At 45.7% G+C, this 20074-nt stretch carries 18 protein-coding genes; 8 read left to right on the top strand and 10 right to left on the bottom strand.

The features are described 5' to 3' along the window. Window position 1 precedes the first annotated feature (1 nt). Together IPJ71_05770 and IPJ71_05765 are read left to right on the top strand one after the other, a co-directional pair. On the top strand, window positions 2-874 hold the full coding sequence (locus tag IPJ71_05770; GenBank protein MBK7843192.1) for an MBL fold metallo-hydrolase: 873 nt from the start codon (window positions 2-4) through the stop codon (window positions 872-874). Window positions 875-982: 108 nt separating this feature from the next. After that, entirely contained in the window at window positions 983-1735 is a 753-nt protein-coding gene (locus tag IPJ71_05765; protein MBK7843191.1) for an FKBP-type peptidyl-prolyl cis-trans isomerase, read from the top strand. A gap of 76 nt (window positions 1736-1811) precedes the next feature. On the opposite strand, the gene IPJ71_05760 is transcribed toward IPJ71_05765, so the two are convergent. Continuing rightward, window positions 1812-2831 (bottom strand): hypothetical protein, encoded by a 1020-nt coding sequence (locus tag IPJ71_05760; GenBank protein ID MBK7843190.1) that lies wholly within the window; start codon window positions 2829-2831, stop codon window positions 1812-1814. 94 nt (window positions 2832-2925) lie between these two features. Here IPJ71_05760 and IPJ71_05755 point away from each other — a divergent pair, with 94 nt between their 5' ends. Then, window positions 2926-4542 carry a leucyl aminopeptidase family protein gene (locus IPJ71_05755; protein MBK7843189.1) on the top strand — a complete coding sequence of 539 codons (1617 nt, stop codon included), beginning with the start codon at window positions 2926-2928 and terminating at the stop codon, window positions 4540-4542. A gap of 58 nt (window positions 4543-4600) precedes the next feature. Here the strand turns inward: IPJ71_05755 and IPJ71_05750 are convergent, their stop codons facing one another. Further along, complete coding sequence (locus IPJ71_05750) at window positions 4601-4873, bottom strand: peptidyl-prolyl cis-trans isomerase (GenBank protein ID MBK7843188.1); 273 nt, start codon at window positions 4871-4873, stop codon at window positions 4601-4603. Window positions 4874-5079: 206 nt separating this feature from the next. Between IPJ71_05750 and IPJ71_05745 the strand changes: the two genes are divergently transcribed. After that, a complete protein-coding gene (locus IPJ71_05745) occupies window positions 5080-5805 on the top strand; it encodes a hypothetical protein (GenBank protein ID MBK7843187.1) in 726 nt (241 codons plus the stop codon). A gap of 82 nt (window positions 5806-5887) precedes the next feature. Here IPJ71_05745 and IPJ71_05740 read toward each other — a convergent pair whose 3' ends face one another. The 5 genes from IPJ71_05740 to IPJ71_05720 all read right to left on the bottom strand — a co-directional run bounded on the left by IPJ71_05740 (window position 5888) and on the right by IPJ71_05720 (window position 13525). Beyond that, window positions 5888-7375: a hypothetical protein gene (locus IPJ71_05740; protein MBK7843186.1), complete on the bottom strand. Its 1488-nt coding sequence runs from the start codon at window positions 7373-7375 to the stop codon at window positions 5888-5890. Window positions 7376-7707: 332 nt separating this feature from the next. Beyond that, window positions 7708-9294, bottom strand: coding sequence for a VWA domain-containing protein (locus IPJ71_05735; GenBank protein ID MBK7843185.1), 1587 nt, complete (start codon window positions 9292-9294; stop codon window positions 7708-7710). Beyond that, complete coding sequence (locus IPJ71_05730; protein ID MBK7843184.1) at window positions 9291-10235, bottom strand: hypothetical protein; 945 nt, start codon at window positions 10233-10235, stop codon at window positions 9291-9293. Before IPJ71_05730 ends, IPJ71_05735 begins: the two co-directional genes overlap by 4 nt. Window positions 10236-10445: 210 nt before the next feature. Further along, window positions 10446-11834, bottom strand: a complete 1389-nt coding sequence (locus IPJ71_05725; GenBank protein MBK7843183.1) for a hypothetical protein — start codon at window positions 11832-11834, stop codon at window positions 10446-10448. A gap of 11 nt (window positions 11835-11845) precedes the next feature. Continuing rightward, entirely contained in the window at window positions 11846-13525 is a 1680-nt protein-coding gene (locus IPJ71_05720; protein MBK7843182.1) for an AMP-binding protein, read from the bottom strand. 176 nt (window positions 13526-13701) lie between these two features. Between IPJ71_05720 and IPJ71_05715 the strand changes: the two genes are divergently transcribed. Further along, on the top strand, window positions 13702-14577 hold the full coding sequence (locus IPJ71_05715) for a 6-carboxytetrahydropterin synthase (protein MBK7843181.1): 876 nt from the start codon (window positions 13702-13704) through the stop codon (window positions 14575-14577). A gap of 32 nt (window positions 14578-14609) precedes the next feature. Here the strand turns inward: IPJ71_05715 and IPJ71_05710 are convergent, their stop codons facing one another. After that, window positions 14610-15977 carry an aldehyde dehydrogenase gene (locus IPJ71_05710; GenBank protein ID MBK7843180.1) on the bottom strand — a complete coding sequence of 456 codons (1368 nt, stop codon included), beginning with the start codon at window positions 15975-15977 and terminating at the stop codon, window positions 14610-14612. Window positions 15978-16391: 414 nt separating this feature from the next. Between IPJ71_05710 and IPJ71_05705 the strand changes: the two genes are divergently transcribed. Together IPJ71_05705 and IPJ71_05700 are read left to right on the top strand one after the other, a co-directional pair. Beyond that, complete coding sequence (locus IPJ71_05705) at window positions 16392-16799, top strand: hypothetical protein (protein MBK7843179.1); 408 nt, start codon at window positions 16392-16394, stop codon at window positions 16797-16799. A gap of 35 nt (window positions 16800-16834) precedes the next feature. Beyond that, window positions 16835-17461 (top strand): YceI family protein, encoded by a 627-nt coding sequence (locus IPJ71_05700; protein MBK7843178.1) that lies wholly within the window; start codon window positions 16835-16837, stop codon window positions 17459-17461. Between the two features lie 83 nt (window positions 17462-17544). Here the strand turns inward: IPJ71_05700 and IPJ71_05695 are convergent, their stop codons facing one another. Next, entirely contained in the window at window positions 17545-17886 is a 342-nt protein-coding gene (locus tag IPJ71_05695) for an RNA-binding protein (GenBank protein MBK7843177.1), read from the bottom strand. A gap of 296 nt (window positions 17887-18182) precedes the next feature. After that, window positions 18183-18971: a 2,3-diphosphoglycerate-dependent phosphoglycerate mutase gene (gene gpmA, locus IPJ71_05690; protein MBK7843176.1), complete on the bottom strand. Its 789-nt coding sequence runs from the start codon at window positions 18969-18971 to the stop codon at window positions 18183-18185. Window positions 18972-19199: 228 nt separating this feature from the next. Here gpmA and IPJ71_05685 point away from each other — a divergent pair, with 228 nt between their 5' ends. Beyond that, complete coding sequence (locus IPJ71_05685) at window positions 19200-19991, top strand: hypothetical protein (GenBank protein MBK7843175.1); 792 nt, start codon at window positions 19200-19202, stop codon at window positions 19989-19991. Window positions 19992-20074: the final 83 nt, after the last annotated feature.

Here is a 20074-nt window from a genome sequence, read left to right as displayed (position 1 = left end):
AATGGTAAAAAAAAAAGGGGGGGTGCCTTTTTTGCCTTTGGTGGATTGGAAACATGGGTCTTGGATCCTGCGGGGTTCGTCTCTTGCGGGGGTAGGGACTCACTATTCTTTGCTCGGGTGTGACGTCGCTTTTGACGTGGCCCAGGGGTTTCCTCATCTCGCTCCCATCTCACGGTTTTTTATTACCCATGGCCATATGGATCATGCGGCAGGGATCCCCTATATCATTTCACAGAGAGCATTGGCCCATCTGCCGCCCGCCAAGTTTTACATGCCTGTTTCAATGGTGAGTTTTATGACGGGGATCATGGCACTTTGGCAGGAGATGGAGGGGCACAAGTATTCGTTTGAGTTCTGTCCTCTCGGGCTTGGCGATGAAGTGACTCTGCGAAATGATTTGGTAGTTAAACCCTTTCGTACCATGCATCGAATAGATTCTCTGGGCTACACTGTTTTTCAGATTCGAAAAAGTCTCAGGCCCGATCTGCTTGCATTGACCGAGGCAGAGATTCGTGAGCAGAGGCGTCGAGGGGTGGAGGTAAATGTCAGGAACCTCGCTCCGGAGATTTCCTTTTCAGGAGACACAAAAATTGAGTTTTTTGATGAGTGTGAATGGGTGAGGAAAAGCAGGATATTAGTGATAGAAGTCACCTACATTGACGAGAATAAGTCAGTGAGGAATGCCCGGGACTGGGGACATATTCACCTTGATGAGTTGCTGCCTCGATTGCCTCTTTTTGAGGGAGAAAAAATACTGTTGACCCATCTCTCCAGTCGCCACAGCATTGAAGACTGTGAACGCATATTGGACAAAAGGGTTCCAAAAGACCTTCGGGATAAGCTGGCCGTTTTCCCCCGTTTTGCGGGATCCTAATGTTCTGCGCTATGAAGCTCAGTAAGGGGCCTGTTGACCCACTTCTTGAGTCTCTGTAGAGTACCAAAACCGCTGGCCTTAGCCAGTAGATTCAACCAAGGAGAGTGAATGAGAAATTTGAAAGTTGGGGTGCTGGTTGCGATCACGCTTGGGCTTGTGGCCTGTGACAAGATCGCTTCGTATTCCCTGAACGGTGAAGAGGCAAAATACAGCTATGCCATCGGATATCAGTTCGCAAAAAACATGAAGGACCAAGAGGTCACTGTTGATGCAAGCGCACTGGCTCTGGCCATTAAGGACGTGATGGGTGATAAAGCAACGCGCCTAACAGAAGAAGAGATGCAGACGGCCATGAAGGCCATGTACGAGAAACGAAAAGAAAAAGAATCTCATGCGGCGACAGAGAACAAAAAGAAGGGCGATGAGTATCTTTCTGCGAATAAAACCAAGGAAGGAATTAAAACAACTGAATCCGGGCTTCAATATAAGATTGATGAAGAAGGGGACGCAAAGGCAGGATCTCCTACGGCAGATAGTCTCGTGACTGTCCATTACAAAGGAACGCTGATCGACGGTAAGGAATTTGATAGCTCTTACAGTCGTGGCCAGCCCGCCAACTTTCCTTTGGGCGGAGTCATTCCAGGTTGGCAGGAGGCCCTCAAAATGATGAAGAAGGGCGCAAAGTGGAAAATCTATGTGCCGCCTGAATTGGCCTATGGTGATCGCGCTCGTCCTGGTATTCCTGCAAATTCGGTTTTGGTATTTGATGTGAATCTTTTGGACATACAGGCAGCAGCGGAAACCAAGAAATCAACAGAGAAGGAATTAAAAACAAAGCAGAAAGCAAACGCGAAGAAATAGAAGATAAAGTTTTTTGTTTTTTTAAGAAAATCCCTGGGAATCCTCTGGGGATTTTTTTTGATTGTCCTTTGAGAACTCAATCCTGAAGTGGATTTTTTAGAGTCAACACGACGGGATAATGATCTGAGGGAAGGCTTAGTCTCTGTTCAATTGAAGTACTCAGAGGAAGTGAAACTCCCAAATCGCTCTTGTATCTGTAAACGAATGAAGAGGTTCTGTCGACCCTGTCGATCAGGGCTGGGGACAAAAAGAAATAGTCTAGTTGCAGCAGGCGACGGGGACCGTCTCTTAAAAACTGAATTTGAGTGGTCCGCGCTTCTTCGTCTCCTCCAATAAGATCGAAGAGCTCGATGAGATCGGAATTTTCGTAGAGACTTTCGAATTCTTTCTCACATGCCGATCTGTATGCAAGTCCATTAAAATCTCCTGCAACGAGTAGTGGGACCTGGTTTTTCATTTCATTGTTGGCTTCGTTGTATATTTTTACAAGTGTTTGTAGTTCGGCTCTTCTTCTGCTTCGCCCCTGAGGGTCCATTCCATCCGGATCCAATTTACTTTTAAGATGGGTGAGGAAGCAAATGAACCGGGGACTTCCCTCTCCCTTTCGAAAAATCCTCAGTTCGAGAACATCCCGTGAAAAGAAGTGCTTTGTGTTAACATCTTTGACTTGATTTTTTTGATATTCAAAAGAAAAATCAAGGGGTCGATGTCTGTGTGAGATCAACAAATACTGAAGGAGCGGGTCTTCTTTGACTAAATAACCAACATCAATCCCTCGATCAGAATTTCCTTCAACGATCATCGGAAGGTATTTCTTCTTCAGAAAATGCTGGTTAAAGTTGTTGAGGGACTCCTCACCACCAACTTCGTTAAGTAAGACAATATCTGGATCTACTTCGAGAATGGCGTTGGCAAGGGCCTGGGTTTTCTTTAGGCTTTTGTTTGAAATAGTTGAAGTTGAGAATTTTTGCCATTCGATCTCGGATACCTTATCGAGATCCTGTCCGTTGTATCTGTCCATGTAAAGAAAGAGATTCTCTGCATTCAGTTGCATCAATTTAAGAAATGATTGATTGGATAGAGAGGCGATCGACATAGAAGAATTCTAGCCAAAATTAGTTCTCTTGTAGAGGGTTTTGTTGTTCTTAACAGCCCCCTGTGACATAAAAAGGGAGGGAGGGGACTTCACAATGGCGAAAAATGAGGGGCCTTTGGCTCTAAAATCATCACAGATCAAAAGTGATCCAGCAGGCTGGCTAGAAGGCTTGAAAAATCTAGTTGCTTCGAGGTCAAAGCAGGGCCAACTGCCCCCTTCGGGCAAAAGGGATGAAGCGCGTGTACTGATTTTTCAGGAATCCGAGTATTTGTCTCAAATCAAAAACATTGAGCCGCAACTGTCTGCGTGGGACTGGGAACAAGTCTTAGCCAAACCCAACCAGGCCCATCGTTTTTCTGGTCAAAACGGTCCCCTGTGGTTGGTGAAAATTGCCACAAATCTGTCTCAAGGAAAGGTGACTCATCAGGGTTTCTTGGCCTCATCAAATTATTCGAAGGGAAGAGATTTGGGAGGGGTTCTTTCTGTATTTCTGGTCGAGGAGAATGCAAGTCGATTGACAGTTGATTTTGTCGACGGAGACAAGGAAATGGTTTTAGGTCTGCTGGTTGGCCTGGAACTCGGGGCTTATCGATTTCAGAGAATAATGAAAATGGATTGGCCACCAAAAACTCAATTGCAAGTGACTCTCAGAGGCGTTGAGATTCCCGAGGAGTTACTAACAAGGGCGAGGACACTGGCCACAGCCACAAATTTGAGTCGACACTTGGTTAATCTGCCGCCGAATTGGCTTCATCCCCAAAGCTACGCAGATGCCATAAGGAGTCTTTTTGCTTCTGTGAATTCGATGGAAGTTGAAATTTGGGATGAGAAGAGACTCAACGAGGCTGGGATGGGGCTTCTCACCGCAGTGGGAGCCGGCGCAGCTTCTGCTCCTTGCCTCGTTCATTTGCGATATCGTCCGGAGCGGGAGCAGCCCACCAATCAATCAAGACGTCCTTTGGCCTTCGTTGGCAAGGGGATTACATTTGACTCAGGAGGTTTGGATATTAAGCCATCCAGTGCCATGCGGTTGATGAAAAAAGACATGGGTGGGTCTGCAAGTCTGGTGGGGCTAGCCTGGTGGGCCGCAATCTCTCAGATCGGCCTCCCCTGTGATTTCTATCTGGCTCTGGCCGAAAACTCAGTTTCAAGTCTGGCATTTCGTCCGGGAGATATTGTTCAAGGACGAAACGGACAAAAGATCGAAATTCACAACACTGATGCTGAGGGTCGACTTGTTTTGGCCGATGCATTGGATTTGGCTGTCAATCCCATTGATGGTGAAACTCCTCAAGCTGTGATTGATGTGGCGACCTTGACAGGAGCGATAAAGGCCGCGTTGGGGGCGGATGTGGCAGGAATGTTTTCAAATGATGACACACTTGCCGCAGGGATCTGGAGATCATCTCAATTGGCGGGAGATTTGGTTTGGAGAATGCCACTTTATCAGCCCTATCGCAGCCAATTGAATTCGTCAGTTGCTGAGCGAACGAATTCTGCCGACGGATTTGGGGGCGCCATCACTGCGGCTCTCTTTTTAGAGTCTTTCATTGGTAAAATTCCGTGGGCTCACTTTGATATTTATGCGTGGAAGGACAAACCTGACGGGGTTTTGATGGAAGCTGGCGGAAGCGGACAGATAGTTCAGTGCCTGGCTCACTGGCTTGAAGCTGTGAATTTGGGCGAGATTTCTCTAGAGACTGACGTGTGAAAGGGGGCAGGGATTTGAGATCGCTTAAAATCCGGTCGACTAAAATCCGGTCGACTTTTTATTTTACTCGTCGGATGAGATGGTAGCCGAAGGGAGATCTGACTGGTCCACTGATTTCCCCTTCCTTCAAGAGGAATGCTGCTTCTTCGAATTCTTGGACAGTTTGTCCGCGTCGAATCTCTCCGAGATCTCCTCCGTTTTCACCTGAAGGACATTTTGAAAATAACCCCGCAGCTTTTTCGAAAGTGACACCTTCACTTATTTTTCTGAGCACGTCTTTTGCCTCATATTCGTGGTCAACTAAAATATGATGAACGTGGATCCTGTCCAATTCCTATCTCCCTTCGCAGACATCAAGAGTTCTCTGATTTCAAAGGAACCCAGAGAGGGCTGTCATCTTCTTCCAGACCTTCGTCTTGAACTGAGAGAGCCGATCCGACCCTATCAAATTCTAGCATTAAAATAAAGTCGACGTCCAACTTGAAATGATGGACTCTAAAATCAATAAAAGCGAAATTATATATTTGAGGGAGACAAATGAGACAAGCGATCAGATGGGACAGATGGAAGTTATTAGCCACAGTGGTTCTTGCTCTGGGTGGAACTTGGTGTCCGGCTGGGGCTCAATTTTTTCAAGGTTTTGAGGCTCAATTGGGGACTGAAATTCCGAGATCTATCCAAGTGAGAGGCAAAGTAAATTTTCCTGAAAACTGGTTTGGTATTGTGGGTGTGGGATATTCACCGCGCTTTCTCACGGACGCGTATGGGTCCGTTGCGACCGAATTGTCTATACACGGAGACAAAACAGCAAAATTGGTAGGGGCGGCCCTTGGCAATACTTTTGCTTTGGATGTACGAGTTGGCTATGAATTTGGTGGGAATGAAAATGGTGTTTATGTTGATTTTGGCTATGGTCTTTTTGCTGGCAAGGGTTCAGACACTGATATGGATACTCTTGAAGGGGCTCTCAATGAGGACTTCTTTGGAGTTGCACAGACTGTTATTCCACGAGTGAGCTCCACAGTTCATAACTTGGTTGCCCATCTTGGATACACTCATCGACTGAGCAACAGTTTTATTTTAGCAATTGAGGGGGGCTTAGTTAAGGCGATTTCTTCGTCCAACTCGACGACGTTTGCTTCTGGAGTGACAACCTATGCCCAAGATACAATAGATACCGAAGTAGATAAATACCTGAGTGGCGTTTACCAAGATGAAATGATCATTCCCACATTTTCTGTTTGGCTTTCCTTTTTGTTTTGAAGCTCTAAAAAAATGAAAAAAGTCTCTTCTTGAGGAAGAGACTTTTCTAAATTGCAAGTTATAAGATTCAATTTTGTATTGATTACTGTTCTCTGGGTGGAATTCCGCCTCCGCCTCCGCCGTTGCCAACGCATTGGTCAGCAGGAGCCACTTCGCAGAAAAACTTTCCGTTTTTAGCTGCAACGGCGCGATTTGTTCTCGTGTTTGTAAGGCTGGGGCAATTGAATTCGCCATAGAGAATCGTGGCACTTTGAGGTTCAAAGGCGACTTGATCTGTGTTTTCTGCACAAGGTAGCATTCCCTCTTCGCGCTCAATTGTGATCTCGACAGTGCAAGAAGTATCAATTCGGTTGTAATTTTCACTTACGAGACCGTCACTGGCCGCAGAAACCTTATAAAAAGCATTATTCAATCTGACGCCCACACTTTGGTCATAAGTCTGAGAGGCCTGTCCTCCGTTATCTGGAATATTGCTAAGTTTGATTTCCATCCCGTGCAAGAATTCATCCGAAAGTTCAGCACGGTCATCACCTTGGTACCAGTTCAAGCCCTGGATTGAAAAACGTCCTTTTTCCGCAAGTGTTCTAAAATCGTAGGTGCAAGTCACTCTGCGATAGGCGTCACCGAGATACTGAGTAGCAAGATAGGGGCCATTGACTCTTTGAAACATACTGGTGGTTTCAGCTTGAGGGCCCAGTCCCGAAATATCAGCTTGAAGGTAGTAGTATGGTTTTTTTACGGCTTGTGCAGCAAGAGTTCTCTCAATATTTGGCAATTCATCTGGAAGATCAACTGCGACAGTATCAGATTCGAGGTTGCAGGCATTTCTAACTCGCAAGAAGGCCTTGCGATCTCGAGAATCTGCCGAGGCGAAGATACTGTAAACATTATTCGCAGCAGGTGAATCAATCCAAGTTGAACCATTTGTTTCGCGCATTGGGAAGGGGTCAAAAACCGAGTCACCATTAAAATCCCAAGCGTACTGAAAGCCGGTTCCTCCAGTGACGGCCCCGGCGGCCGAGAAATTGTAATAATTGTGTTTAGCCGTAGCCGTGATATTCACGGAGGCTGCCGCAATGACGGGACGATCACCGTTAGCACACTGAGACTCAATTGCGAAGGCCTTAATAGTTACGAGTCCTGCCCCATCAATGGCCTTTATTGCCATTGGCTTTCTACCTGCATCGAGGACTATTTGGCCAGAGAGTGCTGTCCAGTTAGGAGAGGCTGGGTCGTAATCAGTATCGATGAAAAAGGATACGCTTTTTGGTGTCTCATCCTGAGTCTTAGAGCAATCAAATGAAACTCTCTGCCCTTCAACTGGGTAGGAGCTAAAAAATGAGTCCTTTTCTCCCACAGTGTCAATGACTCGAGTCTGTAGAGGTTGGTCCAAATTGGATAGGAGGCAGCTAATCTTTGGCGCCTGGTTGGTGATACCCGCGTCCAGATTTTCTTCGTCCTCTAAGGCGACGCCACTGCTTGCGCCTTTATCGGAAGAGAGAAAATTTGAACTGCACCCCGAAGCAACTATTCCGATTGCTACTAAACTGAATGTGATAAATTGATTCACGCTTCCCCCATTCTGGCGTCCTAGCCAAAAAAAGTACCCACTTGTTCATTCTGCAAAGCGAGAGCCACGGTGAAGTGCCATGGATTTCAGATGAGGCCAATATGATGGTGAGTTTTCTGACAGTGTCGGAGGACTAACACAGTTTCACAATGAGATAAAAACAGAGGGAAATTTCCATTTTCTCGACTGACAAAAGGGATTTTTTTGGAGAAAAAGAAGACCTCCGGAGATCCCGGAGGTCTGATTGGTTGGTGGTTGGTGGTTGGTGGTTGGTGGTTGGTTAAATCAAAATTTCGACAAAATACGAACAAATTAAAACCAAATAAAACATATCAATGAAAATCTCCGTTTGAGAAATAGAGTCCACCCCCGACCATTTTCGCTTGGGCAGACCTCATGATTCGCTTTTCATCAAGTGTTTTGGTGTTTTCCATGAGATACACTCGAATCGTGTCTCCATTTGTGCGAGTTACCATATCAGTTACGTTGAAATGATAGCAGTCTTGATCAGGCGTCGAGCTGGCAAGTCCGCCTACGTATCGGAGGAGTTTGTGTCCGGGTACATTGGCGTTATTGATACGGGCTGGAGTATTATACTTAAGTTCTTGGTAATCGCTCACTCCATCGTAGTCTGGATCTAAATAGCCCGCATTTGAGGTCTCATTCATTTTAATTCCATTTTTAAATGCGAAATCCTCAGGAATATAGTCATGGTTGGTGTCCGGATCGTCTTTGTCTGTGTCCAAAAGTTTTTCTTCACAGTCGTTGAGATAGTCTCGATCAGAATCAGCATATTTGGTAGGTGATCCGGCGGGAAGCTCGACAGATCGACAAGTGGTATAGGGATCAGCGCCAACGGGGGTGCAGTTTGGCATTTTACAAGGACTGACTCCGCCTGAAATCCTATATTCAACACCGTCTCCTACGCCGTTGCCGTCTGAATCGTATTTATCAGGAACAGACCCTAGCAGACGTTCCACGTCATCGGCAATTCCATCTGCATCGGTATCAATTTTCAAAATGTTATCATGCCAAACGGTATTAATGTTAGTTATCCAAAGCTCCTTCACATCGAATTTCGAAATTCGAATGGGCACTGCGAAGCGGCTAAAATCAATTGTTTCACCATCTGCAAATTCTAAGAAATCGCCATTTCCAGCGATAGACATATCGTTGAGAAGATCTCTGGCCCTATCGACCGCTGGAGCTTCGTAGTAGTAGGCTGTATTGACCTGAACACCGTCCACATATTTTTTTTCATCTTTTTCAAATGCTGTGAGGGTCCGAACGCTGTTGATGATGTTTTCGGCGTTCTGGAGAACGCCTCCCACTAGAGGTTCCCCATCGCTGATAAAGAAAAGAACGTAATTGGAGGTGACAATCGGAGTTCGGGTTTTTGCTTCTGCGATGTCATCTCTGATCATCTGGACAGCTTGATTAAGAGCGGCCTGGTAATTCGTAGATCCATCATCAATGTCCTGAGTTCTTGCTTTTTGATCCGCCACGAAAGTCGCAAATGCAGCCTTGTCATTTGTGAATTTTTGGAAATCAGGAGCGCCAAGTACCTGTTTCGCAAAGTTGACCATTGACCAATAAACAAAGGGATCCGCTTGAAACTGGCTAATGAATTGAAGTATGGCGTCAAAGCGACGAACTCCGGTCGGGTCAGTTCCCTTCATTGCTTGGTCATTGGAGTCATAGCGAAGAAAATTTGAACCGGAACGATCCACAATAAACATAAATTTTAGGTTGCTATGAATCGTATCAGATTTGGTTGTACAGACATCGATTCCTATTTCGGTCGCCTTGTACAGCATATATTCATTAGTTTTCAGATTCACATCGGTGCACCCCTGTTGGGTAAGAGTGATGAAAGCGGCAATGGAAGCTAATCCAAAAAGAATACTTTGCCATCTCATAACAAATCCTCCGTGTCATCTTCAAGAATGAGAGGTTCTGCGATTCCATCTACCACTTGATTGGTAATTCCATTATTGATCACAACTCTCAGATGATCCTGAATTCCTCGCGGAACAAGTACCTGCAAGGTTGAGATCCTGGTGATGTCTCCCTGAGTAGGGACTGTATTGTTCTCGACAGCAAAGATTTTGATAAGATTTCCGTTCGAAACCCTCATGACGGGAATGTTACTGATTCGAATGTCATAGCAATCTTGAGTTCCATTATTGAAGGTTTTGACCTCATACATATAGCCTTTTTCTGCAATACGACCGTCGTTGGTGAATCGAATTGGCAAGTTTGCCTTGATTTCTTGAAGCGCGGTGAGACCGTCCTGGTCAAAATCTGCAATTACATCCATTGGATCGAGAGGATTGGTTCCAAAGCGAATTTCGATTCCATCCGGAACACCATCGCGGTCTGAGTCCGGCAAAGTCGGATCTGTTCTTAGAACCGCTTCTGCGCAGTCTGGAAGATCATCAAAATCTGTGTCTTGGAAGGCAAAAGCGCAGGAGGAAAGGCGAACCTGGTTTTCTTGATCGTAGCCAATCGCATACATCAAGGAATCAGAATAGGCATCTCCGTTTGTGTCCCAATTTGAAGACCCGACATTGAATCGTTTCTTTATGGATTCCTGATTTTCAAATTCATCACTCAGGCCATCCCGATCATAATCCATAACTGAGCGAGCCTCGCTCGGTTTAAAAATGCTGGAAGAATTATATGAAAAAATTTCGGCAAGTTTATATCCTTCGGTTGGGCAATAATCTTTGACGAGCACAGCGGTTGTCTTTTCGATAATTTTCTCCGGCTCCTTATAGATCCGGGGATCCGAGCAGCTACTCAAAGCGGCGTTGGAAAAAATGCTCAAAATGAGAACCCCCTTATACTTCTCCATCACCTCACCAACCTCCCACAGTTTAATTGTGCAATGGAAAGGCCAGAGATAACCTGAAAATGATTGGGAGTTTTGGTGGTCGACTGTCAAGTTGCATGACATTGTCTAGAGCAAGCACACAACTAAAATTGTTGAGCTTTTAGCCAGACGCACGATTTTGTAACGGTCCAAAATGAATAGGTTGGTTATTGGACTTTGGTGAGTCTGACCGTCTCAATTTTGGAATAGTCTTTTTTTGCGAATGAGGTCAGCAACTGAATCTGGTACCAATTTCTCCCACTCGGACCCACCCTTTTTGAGCAAGCCTCTGACATCAGAGGACTGGATGCTGACATCAATCGAATCACAATCGATCATATCTATGACTCGCCCGTTTTCCAGAAGATGCGTATACAGGTGGTGATATTTGGGATCCGGGTGAAAAGTTCGAGCAGTCATACAGCTATTCATATTTTTGAAGGGATAAACCAGAAAGCCTGTTTTATTATCGAAGAGATGGCCCATGGCTTCCAGCAATCCTCCCGGAAGGAGCGAATAGTAATCGGGATTCATTATTTTTTCCAAATGAGAGGCCCCGATCACAAAGCCTATTGTGCTTTGGGTGCACTGTCGCAAGAACTGCTTAAGCTCATAAAAAAGGGAATACCGAGAGATGAGGACCGCCGCTTTAATGGCCGTAAGTGTTTCCACTCTCTCCAGCATATCTCGTCTTTCGCTCTGATCTTGTTGACCAATGTCTTTAAGAGTCATTTCCATTAATGGCAGAGGTTCTTGTCCACCGAGATCACCTATCAGGTGAAGCTGTTCCATACCCTTCTCAAGAATTTCTTGATTAACCCGAGTGACGGGTCTAAAGGTGCCTCGTTGGACAACCAATGGCTTTCTAAAAAGTGCATCTGCGGCCTGAACAAGTTTTCCATCGGGGCCGAATAAGATTGCTTTCGAGAGACCTTGACTGACCAATTCTAAAGCAAGATCGCGATTCTCGATGTGAGAAAGGTCAGGGCCTCGAAAGACCAAGAGATCAATCTCTGCTCTTGCTGATCCGAGATTATCATTGAGCTCGGAAACGAAAAGGGAGGGGTTTTGCAAATGGTTAAAGGCAGAAAAGATAAGATTAACACCTAGGACTCCCAAGGCATTTTGCTGATCTAAGCGCATCGGGTCGAGCATGCTCACGTGGAGAATGATTTCATTTGGAGGGCCACCAGGTCTTGTTTGAAAACGGATACCCATCCATCCATGGCAGCGCGAGGTCTCGTTGTGACTACTCGTCGCAACCGTATCTGCGAAAGCGAAAAACCGAGTGTTGTCGCCTCGCTTTTCTTTGAGTCGAGAAGTGAGGCGTTCGTATTCGTGATCCAACATTTTGATGAGGCGATCTTCACAAACGTAGCGTGTTGTTTTGCCATATATAGCATCGCTAACTGTCATATCATAAGCCGACATTGTTTTTGCAATCGTATGTGACGCTCGTCCGGCGGTAAAGAAGTGGCGGGCCACCTCTTGGCCGGCTCCGATTTCGGCAAAGGCTCCGTAAATGGAGTCGTCCAGATTTATTTGGAGGGCTTTTCGAGTCGAAGTGAGATTGTCAGTAGCCATTCGCGTTCGTCCTAAACAGTTGGAGAGTGAAATTCTGCGCGCAAGGCGCGACGTAGAACTTTGCCAACGTTGGACTTGGGAAGTTCGGTTCGAAACTCAATATGTTTGGGTACCTTGTAGGCGACGAGATTCTCGCGGCAATAATCCAGGAGCTCTTCTGGAGTAAGAGTGGGATCTTTCTTCACGACAAATATTTTGACTGATTCGCCAGATCGCTCTTCCTTGATGCCAACGGCAGCGACTTCCCGTACTTTAGGATGACTGCTGACGACTTCCTCGATCTCGTTTGGATAGACGTTAAATCCCGAAACGAGAATCATGTCTTTGAGACGATCCACAATTCGAAATATGCCATTTTCATCCATCGTTGCGATATCCCCAGTGCGAAGTCCTCCATCCGGCATAATGACTTTAGCTGTTTCATCTGGGTGCTGCCAATAGCCCTTCATGACCTGTGGGCCATAGATAGCCAATTCACCTGATTGTCCGTGCGGGAGAGGGTCTCCATTGTCATCGATGATTTTCATGACCGTGCTTGGAAGAGGCATTCCGATTGAACCCAAAACCTCGTGACCATCAATCGGATTGCAACTTGCGACCGGGGAGGATTCTGTCAGCCCATAGCCTTCGGCAATGGATGTTCCGGTCCGCTTCTTCCATTCGGTGGCCACACTCTTTTGCAAAGCCATGCCGCCCGCAACGCTGATTTTTACTCCTTTGAAATTCACACGGTCGAATTCAGGATGATGCAACAGACCGTTGAACAAGGTGTTGACGCCCGTGAAAACGGTAAAGTGAGTTTTCTGTAGAAGCTTGATGAAAGCTCCAATATCTTTGGGATTCGTGACGAGTACGTTTGTTCCGCCGTAGTAAATAAAAGTCAGACAATTCACTGTGAGTGAAAAAATATGGTAAAGGGGGAGAGGCGTAATGACAACTTCTTTGCCCTCTTCGAGTTGAGGCTTCATCCAAGCGGCGATTTGAAGCATGTTGCTGAGAATATTACCATGTGTCAGCATGGCACCCTTAGAAACTCCAGTGGTTCCACCGGTGTATTGTAAAAAGGCGATATCATCAGTTGAACAAATTTCCGGAGCCATTTTCTTTTCTGCGCCCAGGTCGAGAGCTTCATAAAAGGAATAGGCATTTGGTATGCTGTAGGCCGGAACCATTTTTTTAATGTACTTAACGGCCGCATTGATGGCCATTGATTTCGGCCAACCAAGAAGGTCACCAAGTTGTGTGATGACGACGGTATTAATGTCAGTTTCAGGTAGCACTTCTTCAAGCAAGTGGGCAAAATTTTCTAAGATAACGATGGCCTTCGCTCCGCTATCGCGGAATTGATGTTTCATTTCTCTGGCTGTATAGAGAGGATTGGTATTAACGACGATGAGGCCAGCTCGAAGCACTCCAAACATCACCACGGGATACTGGAGGAGATTTGGCATTTGAATGGCGACTCGATCTCCCCTCTTCAATCCGACGACGTTTCTGAGAAAGGATGCGAAGTCTGCCGACATTTCGTCAAGTTCCTCAAAGGAAAGAGTGCTTCCCATATTTTGAAAGGCTATTTTAGGGCCGAACTTGTGACAACTTTCATCGAACATTTGGTTAATGCTCTGATACCGGGAGATATCTATTTCGGGAGACACACCCTTAGGGTAATTTTTCAACCAGCACTTTTCCATAGCGGTAACCTCTTGAAAATCTGTTGAGTCCAATTGTATGTGTAACAATCCGGAGAGACTACCATGTGCCAGGATGAGCGAAAACAAAAACGACATGGCACAGAGCAGCTAATACTCGTGGCTGATTGGAACCAGAAAATCAAAGTGATAAGACAGAGCCTTGAAGACAGAAGAAAGTGATTTTTGAACAGTCACAAAATGGGACCACTCCAGTGAGATCAGTAAAGAGTCATCGAGTGTTTTTTAGCGCGGCAGTTCGTTGCAAAAATGCGAACCTGAGCCATGCGGATCATATCTTCCATTTTGGTCCAAGTGGGGCAGAAAAGGGTGCGGGGTTTAATTTTGAACTCTGGATCAGTCTGGAAGGCGATATCCATTCGGAATCGGGGTGGATCCTATCTGAGGAGGAGATGCATCGGCTGCTCTGGGGTCAGGCGGCAGTTTTCGATCATCAATCCATTCATGAAACGATTCCGGAGTTTCGAGAGTTGAATCCAACTTTGGAAAATTTGGCTGAATTCCTTTTCAGAAACATGAAGAGGACCTTGAACGAAATGGGGATCTCAGCGCGGCTGACACGACTTCGGCTTTGCGAAGGACAGAAGACATGGGTCGACATTTTGGTTGAGGAGACCAAAGAAACTTTGCTGCTCACCAGGGCCTATTCCTTGCAGGCAGTCCATCGCCATCATAATCCTAATTTGAGCTGGGAGGAAAACCTATCTCTTTATAATAAGTGTTCAGCTCTTCATGAACATGAATACGCGATCGAAGTAACAGTGGAGGGAGCCGCTGATATTCAGACAGAACTTGTCATGAATCGGGGGAAGATGGATGAAACTGTTCGAAAGCAGGTTGTTGAACCTTATGGGTTGACTTATCTCAATGATATGCTGGGCAACACATCGGGAGAAGTTCTCACTGAAAAATGGAGCGAAGCGCTTCGGGCTATTTGGGGATCTCGGTTTTCCTATTTGGTTGTGCGCGAGACGCGCAAAAACTCGTTTGTTGAGGTAGAAAGAGGGGCGTCTGCCGCTCTCCTGTTATCTTAGATTCAGGCCTCTCGAGAACTTTTTGTTTGGATTCACTGAAGAAACCGAAACCACTTTAACTTGTCTTTATAGGGTGGGTACCGAAGGGAGAAATCCAACCAGGTGGATTTCTTTAGCACGCTTTTGAGATGAGAGAAGGTTTCAAATGTGTATTTCCCGTGATACTGGCCAATGCCGCTGGGACCTATCCCACCAAAAGGAAGTGAAGGCGATGGTGCTTGAACAAGGCAATCATTGATGCAGCCTCCGCCGAACTGCACTTGGCTAAAGATCTTTTTTTGTAAAGAAACGTCTCTGGAAAACAAATACAGAGCGAGTGGTTTTGGACAGGTTTGGATCAGTTCCAGAGCCTCTTGGATATGAGAGAATTCGAGACAGGGCAGGATGGGACCAAAGATTTCCTCTCGCATGAGAGGGGAGTTTCGGTTTGGATTGATGATGATCGTCGGTGCAAGATAATTCGATTCCTGGTCAAACTCTCCGCCCAGCAGCACTTCGCCGTCTTTGAGATAAGCAAGGAGTCGATCTAAGTGAGATTTGTTTATGATTCTCCCGTAATCTGGGCTTTCTTTTGGACGAACTGTGTAAAACTCTTCAATTGAATCGGCGAGTAGATGAAGAAACGGGCGTCTCACATCTTTGTGAATTAAAAGATAGTCAGGAGCGATACAAGTTTGCCCTGCATTATAGAACTTTCCCCAGGCTATTCGCCGCGCCGCGACCTTAAGATTTGCGTTGGCATCGACTATACAGGGACTTTTTCCCCCTAATTCAAGAGTAACTGGAGTGAGGTGATGAGCGGCTGCAGACATGACCATTCTTCCGACCCGCGAGCTTCCCGTAAAGAATATATAGTCGAAAGGGTGCTCAAGGAGTTTTTGACTGAAATCCAAGTCACCCTCCAAGACTAAAATGTATTCGCTGGGAAAGTTTTCCTGAATGATCTCACGAATGATCTTCGAGGTGTGTGGGGCCAGTTCGGACGGTTTAAGAGTCAAAACATTTCCTGCGGCCAAAGCTCCGACAGCAGGCAACAACAAAAGATGAAGGGGGTAATTCCAGGGGGCCATGATAAGAACCTGGCCATAGGGTTCGGCATGGACATATCCCCTCCCTGGTTGAAGAAACGGACTGATGGCAACTCTTCGAGGCCGAGCCCAAGATCGTAATTTTGATTGGGCAAATCGGAGTTCTTTCAGGATCACTGCGAGTTCCGAGGACCAGGCTTCGGTTTCGGACTTCTTTAAATCGAGATGCAAAGATTTTAGCAGACGGTTTTCATTGGCAATCAGAACTCTTTCCATTTTTTTAAGTTGTTCTTGACGAAAATTGAGATCAAGTGTCTTTCCCGCTTGGAAAAAAAACTTCTGGTTTTGTAGACTTAGAGATAGAGGACTCAAATATCACCCCCAGCCGCCTGGGTAGGGGCAGGCGTCACAGTGTCTGTAGCTGTTCTCAATGCAAATGATGAGAAAATTAGTGCCTGGGCACGCTTTCAAGATTAACTTTAAACAGAAAAAGCTCAAGTAAATTATGCTTGGTATTATAGGGAAAAAGAACTTTCCCAGTATTTTTAGGCTAGGGTACCATGTGAGACTGGGGAATTCGAATAAATGGAAAAATATGAAGGGGAATTCAATGACGAATTTGCGTTTTATTATCCTGTCTCTCGCTTCCTGTTGTTTGGTATTTGGTTGTGCAAGCAACCCAAATCGTGCAAGAAAAATTGACACGGAGATTGAGAATAACTCCTCCGTCGGCGGAGAGGAACAAATTGGAGTAAAAGATGGGAACCTTGTCGTCAACTGCGTCGCTTGCAAAACGAAGTTTTTGAAACCGAAGATCGTGTTTATGGAAACCGAAAATTCGGTTCAGAGGGACTCTATGGGGTTTTAAAACAGTGCAGAATAAAACTGACCTCAAAAGCCTATGGGGGCGATGGGAAATTAATTTGGACCGAACCCATGGACCGCGTGTCCGACAAAGAAGCTGAGTATGAAGTCGGCATTGATGAAAAGAAAAAAATTGTCGCGGTATCCGAGGAATTTATCAAAGATCGAATCAAGCGTTTTCAGGAATACAAACAGATCTTGCAAAAGCGTGAAGATGAGTACAGCGAAAAAATCGATATTTGTGATGCTGCAATGGCGTCACGTAAACACGACATAGAAGCGCAACAAAAAGTGGATAGCAAAAAGCTTGAATCTAAAAATGTCCAATAGCCATTATTGCGCTGAGAAATCCTGAGGAGTAGTCTGTGTTAGATATCCTGATCAAAGTACAGCTTATTTGGGCCACAGTATCCACTCTTAGTATTGGATCGGAACTTGCGCTGGCAAATGATTCTCTTTTTGATGACGCCTCCCACTGTGTGGCCTATAAAACAAAAAAGAAAATCCTGATGATACATCGCGTTAATGTTGTCGGATATAATTGCCAGGTGTCTACGCAGATTGTTCCTGAAGTTGACGAAAAGTATCATTTCGAGATGCAGGTTCAGGCCCGCGGCTTTGAATCGGGTGAAAGCGAACGAGATAAAGACGTTCAAAAAATTCTTAAGGCAGAGAGTTTCCCGCAAATTAGCTTCAAAACTTCAGGACGTTCCAAGTCAGAGTGGCAGGCCTTGTTGGATAAAAAGGTCTTTTTGTTAGACGGGAATTTGGATATTGGCGGCTCCTCATATCCCGTGTCAGCAAACGTCACTTTGGATTCTAAAAATAAGATCCATATTGCAAACGGATCGGTCACAAGGAAATTTACCGAACTCGGAATATCTCCCCCAAAGCTAGGCATGGGTATTTTGGCAAGTGTTGCTGATAAAGTGGAGCTGCATTTCCAAATTCGTGCAGATAAGACACTTGGAATAGATTCAATTTCCAACTAGACAAAAAAATCTCGAATGAATTGGAATAAAAAACCCCAGATGACTCTGGGGTTTACGAATTAAACAATCAATTTGGTCAAGATTTAGTAGCGTCCACCGCCACCACCGCCGCCGCGTCCACCGCGTCCGCCGCCGCCTCCATAACCGCCACCGCCGCCACCACCGCCGCTGCGGAGAGCTTGAGGACGAGCTTCGTTAACAGTCAAATTGCGTCCGCCGAAGTCAGATCCATTCAGCTTCTCGATGGCCGAATTTGCTTCATTGTCGCTAGACATTTCGACAAACCCAAAACCCTTGCTGCGACCAGAATCACGATCCATAATCACACGAGCAGAATCAACATTTCCACACTGAGAAAAAAGATCAGCCAACTCCTGGTCAGTTGTTGAATAAGAAAGATTGCCAACGTAGAGTTTTTTACCCATAAAGCCTCCATTAATGCCGGGTGCGCCACTAAAGAGGACCAAGGCAACCATTGCCAGGACTGTCATTTAGAAGCCGTTCTACTTACAGAAGGAGGAATAACATGACCCACCAAATCGGGACAACCCCCTCCTTTAAAAAAAGTTTATCTTTGGTGCTGCGCCGACGACGCTTGGCCAAATAAATTGAAAACTGGGGGGCGGCGGGTGTATTTTGGCTTACTTTGGTGTCTTTCGCTATTTTGGTCACCATTTTGTCTTTGGGTCAGGGGCGTACGGCTCCACCCGCCCAAAGACACCTACGCCACCCGATTTGACACGTACACTCCGCATTTTTTATTTTTGAACTGATTGGCAACGGCTTTGGCGGCCTTTTCGGCTGCTTCGGGATCTCCGAGGTAATAGTGCCTCAGTGGCTTAAGACCTTTGTCTAGCTCGTAAACAAGGGGAATGCCCGTTGGAATATTCAAATCGGCTATTGCCTCATCAGAGACTTTGTCGAGGTGTTTAACCAGAGCTCGAAGGCTGTTTCCGTGTGCCACGACGAGAACTCTTTTCCCACTTTTGATAGCTGGGGCGATTTCTGAATTCCAAAAAGGCAGGACCCTGTCTTGGCAGTTTTTGAGAGCTTCTGTGGCCGGTAAATCCTTTTGATCAACGTCTTTGTATCGGCGATCTTGAGAGGGGTGTCTGGGGTCCGAGGGAACCAAGGCATCGGGAGGGATATCAAAGCTCCTTCTCCAAGTAAAAACTTGATTCTCTCCATATTTTTCGGTCGTTTCGATCTTATTGAGTCCCTGGAGGCTGCCGTAGTGACGTTCATTCAGACGCCAACTCTTGACAACGGGGAGCCACATTTGATCGGTTTCATCTAGCACGGTCCATAGAGTGCGAATCGCTCTCTTCAGCACTGAGGTGAATACAAAATCGAACTCATATTTTTGGCTCTTGAGAAGCTGTCCAGCTTGTTTGGCCTCAACCCGACCTTTTTCGGAGAGGTCTACGTCGGTCCATCCCGTAAAGCGGTTTTCGCTGTTCCAAGTGCTTTCACCGTGACGAAGCAAAACGAGTTTACAGGTGGTGTCCATGGTTTACCTCCCCTTATCGAGAATATATATTTTGGAGCGCGGAACAGTACACCTAAAATAGTATACAGTTCAACTCGCAGAGCATTGATTCTGGGGCTCTCTAACTTTTGAGTAGAGCGGGTGGGCCATTAATTGTCAGTTTTGAACCGAAGCTTGGACAAGTATTGATGGTTTTGGCAATAAAAACGAGGACTGGCTAATGGCGCTTGGTTTGCACTGGATATTAACATGATGGCCCGCAAGATCATGTCTTTTTTTATTTTAAATGTTGCTGCATTTCAGGGTCCATCTGGGGCAGATGCAGCTGGATGCCGTCAATCTGTATCAATTATCGAAAGTGTTCCTGGGATTTCATTTGATACAGGTATGGTAAGGGCGACATGGTCTGTTCAAAATGTTCTTGATACCTTGAAAGGCCCCACCGACCCAGCTTACGAGACCATCAAGAAGGATCGAGATACTCGCATTGAAGTCAATTCAAACCTAGACTCGCAAAGCCAAGGCGGATACATTGAGAGTCTTTCTGGTGATCGCTATAGGATAGTTGTTGGAAGGAGTGCTATACAGGATTTGGAGACGTATGGGCGATCTCCCATTATTGAACATGAATTGTCGCATTTATCTCTGAAGACCCTTGATAGGTATCCTATTTTAAGAATTAGATTCAGGGACGTCAGCGCGGAGGAACTTTATACGTACGCGGTTTCGACATTCCCACCTCAATTGCAGATCATTGAGATGTCAGGTTTCAATTTTTACAAAATAAACCAGATGTATAAGTATGCGAGAGCCTTTGAGGAAAAATTAGCTATTCTGCAAGGTCATCCAGCACTGCGAGAAATCACACGGGATTTGCTACTAAAGATAGCAGAGCTAAAAATGGCTTTGGATAAACTTTCTTTGAACGCGGCTGCAAGAAGCGAAGTGCCAAACCTAGAAATCGATCAAGACTTGATCAACCATGTCCGCAAAATTGTTTGGTCCATGGCCAGTAGGGTTCATTTTGAATTGAGTGATTGATTGTGTCCGTTCGCTGATTGAGAATTAAGTTCCCAAATTTTGTGTTTAAGTTCCTGGCTTTCAGTTTTCGGGATTGAACCTGA

The sequence above is a fragment of the Bdellovibrionales bacterium genome (assembly GCA_016714165.1).
Lineage (GTDB): Bacteria > Bdellovibrionota > Bdellovibrionia > Bdellovibrionales > UBA1609 > JADJVA01.
Note: the sequence above shows the minus strand (reverse complement) of the source record. Positions and strands in the feature narration are given on the sequence as shown.

Excerpts from the sequence above, each read along its gene's own strand:
- IPJ71_05760 (MBK7843190.1), bottom strand. The coding sequence starts at position 2,831 with ATGTCGATCGCCTCTCTATCCAATCAATCATTTCTTAAATTGATGCAA.
- IPJ71_05745 (MBK7843187.1), top strand. The coding sequence starts at position 5,080 with ATGAGACAAGCGATCAGATGGGACAGATGGAAGTTATTAGCCACAGTG.
- IPJ71_05755 (MBK7843189.1), top strand. The coding sequence starts at position 2,926 with ATGGCGAAAAATGAGGGGCCTTTGGCTCTAAAATCATCACAGATCAAA.
- gpmA (MBK7843176.1), bottom strand. The coding sequence starts at position 18,971 with ATGGACACCACCTGTAAACTCGTTTTGCTTCGTCACGGTGAAAGCACT.
- IPJ71_05695 (MBK7843177.1), bottom strand. The coding sequence starts at position 17,886 with ATGGGTAAAAAACTCTACGTTGGCAATCTTTCTTATTCAACAACTGAC.
- IPJ71_05720 (MBK7843182.1), bottom strand. The coding sequence starts at position 13,525 with ATGGAAAAGTGCTGGTTGAAAAATTACCCTAAGGGTGTGTCTCCCGAA.
- IPJ71_05725 (MBK7843183.1), bottom strand. The coding sequence starts at position 11,834 with ATGGCTACTGACAATCTCACTTCGACTCGAAAAGCCCTCCAAATAAAT.
- IPJ71_05735 (MBK7843185.1), bottom strand. The coding sequence starts at position 9,294 with ATGAGATGGCAAAGTATTCTTTTTGGATTAGCTTCCATTGCCGCTTTC.
- IPJ71_05765 (MBK7843191.1), top strand. The coding sequence starts at position 983 with ATGAGAAATTTGAAAGTTGGGGTGCTGGTTGCGATCACGCTTGGGCTT.
- IPJ71_05770 (MBK7843192.1), top strand. The coding sequence starts at position 2 with ATGGTAAAAAAAAAAGGGGGGGTGCCTTTTTTGCCTTTGGTGGATTGG.
- IPJ71_05685 (MBK7843175.1), top strand. The coding sequence starts at position 19,200 with ATGATGGCCCGCAAGATCATGTCTTTTTTTATTTTAAATGTTGCTGCA.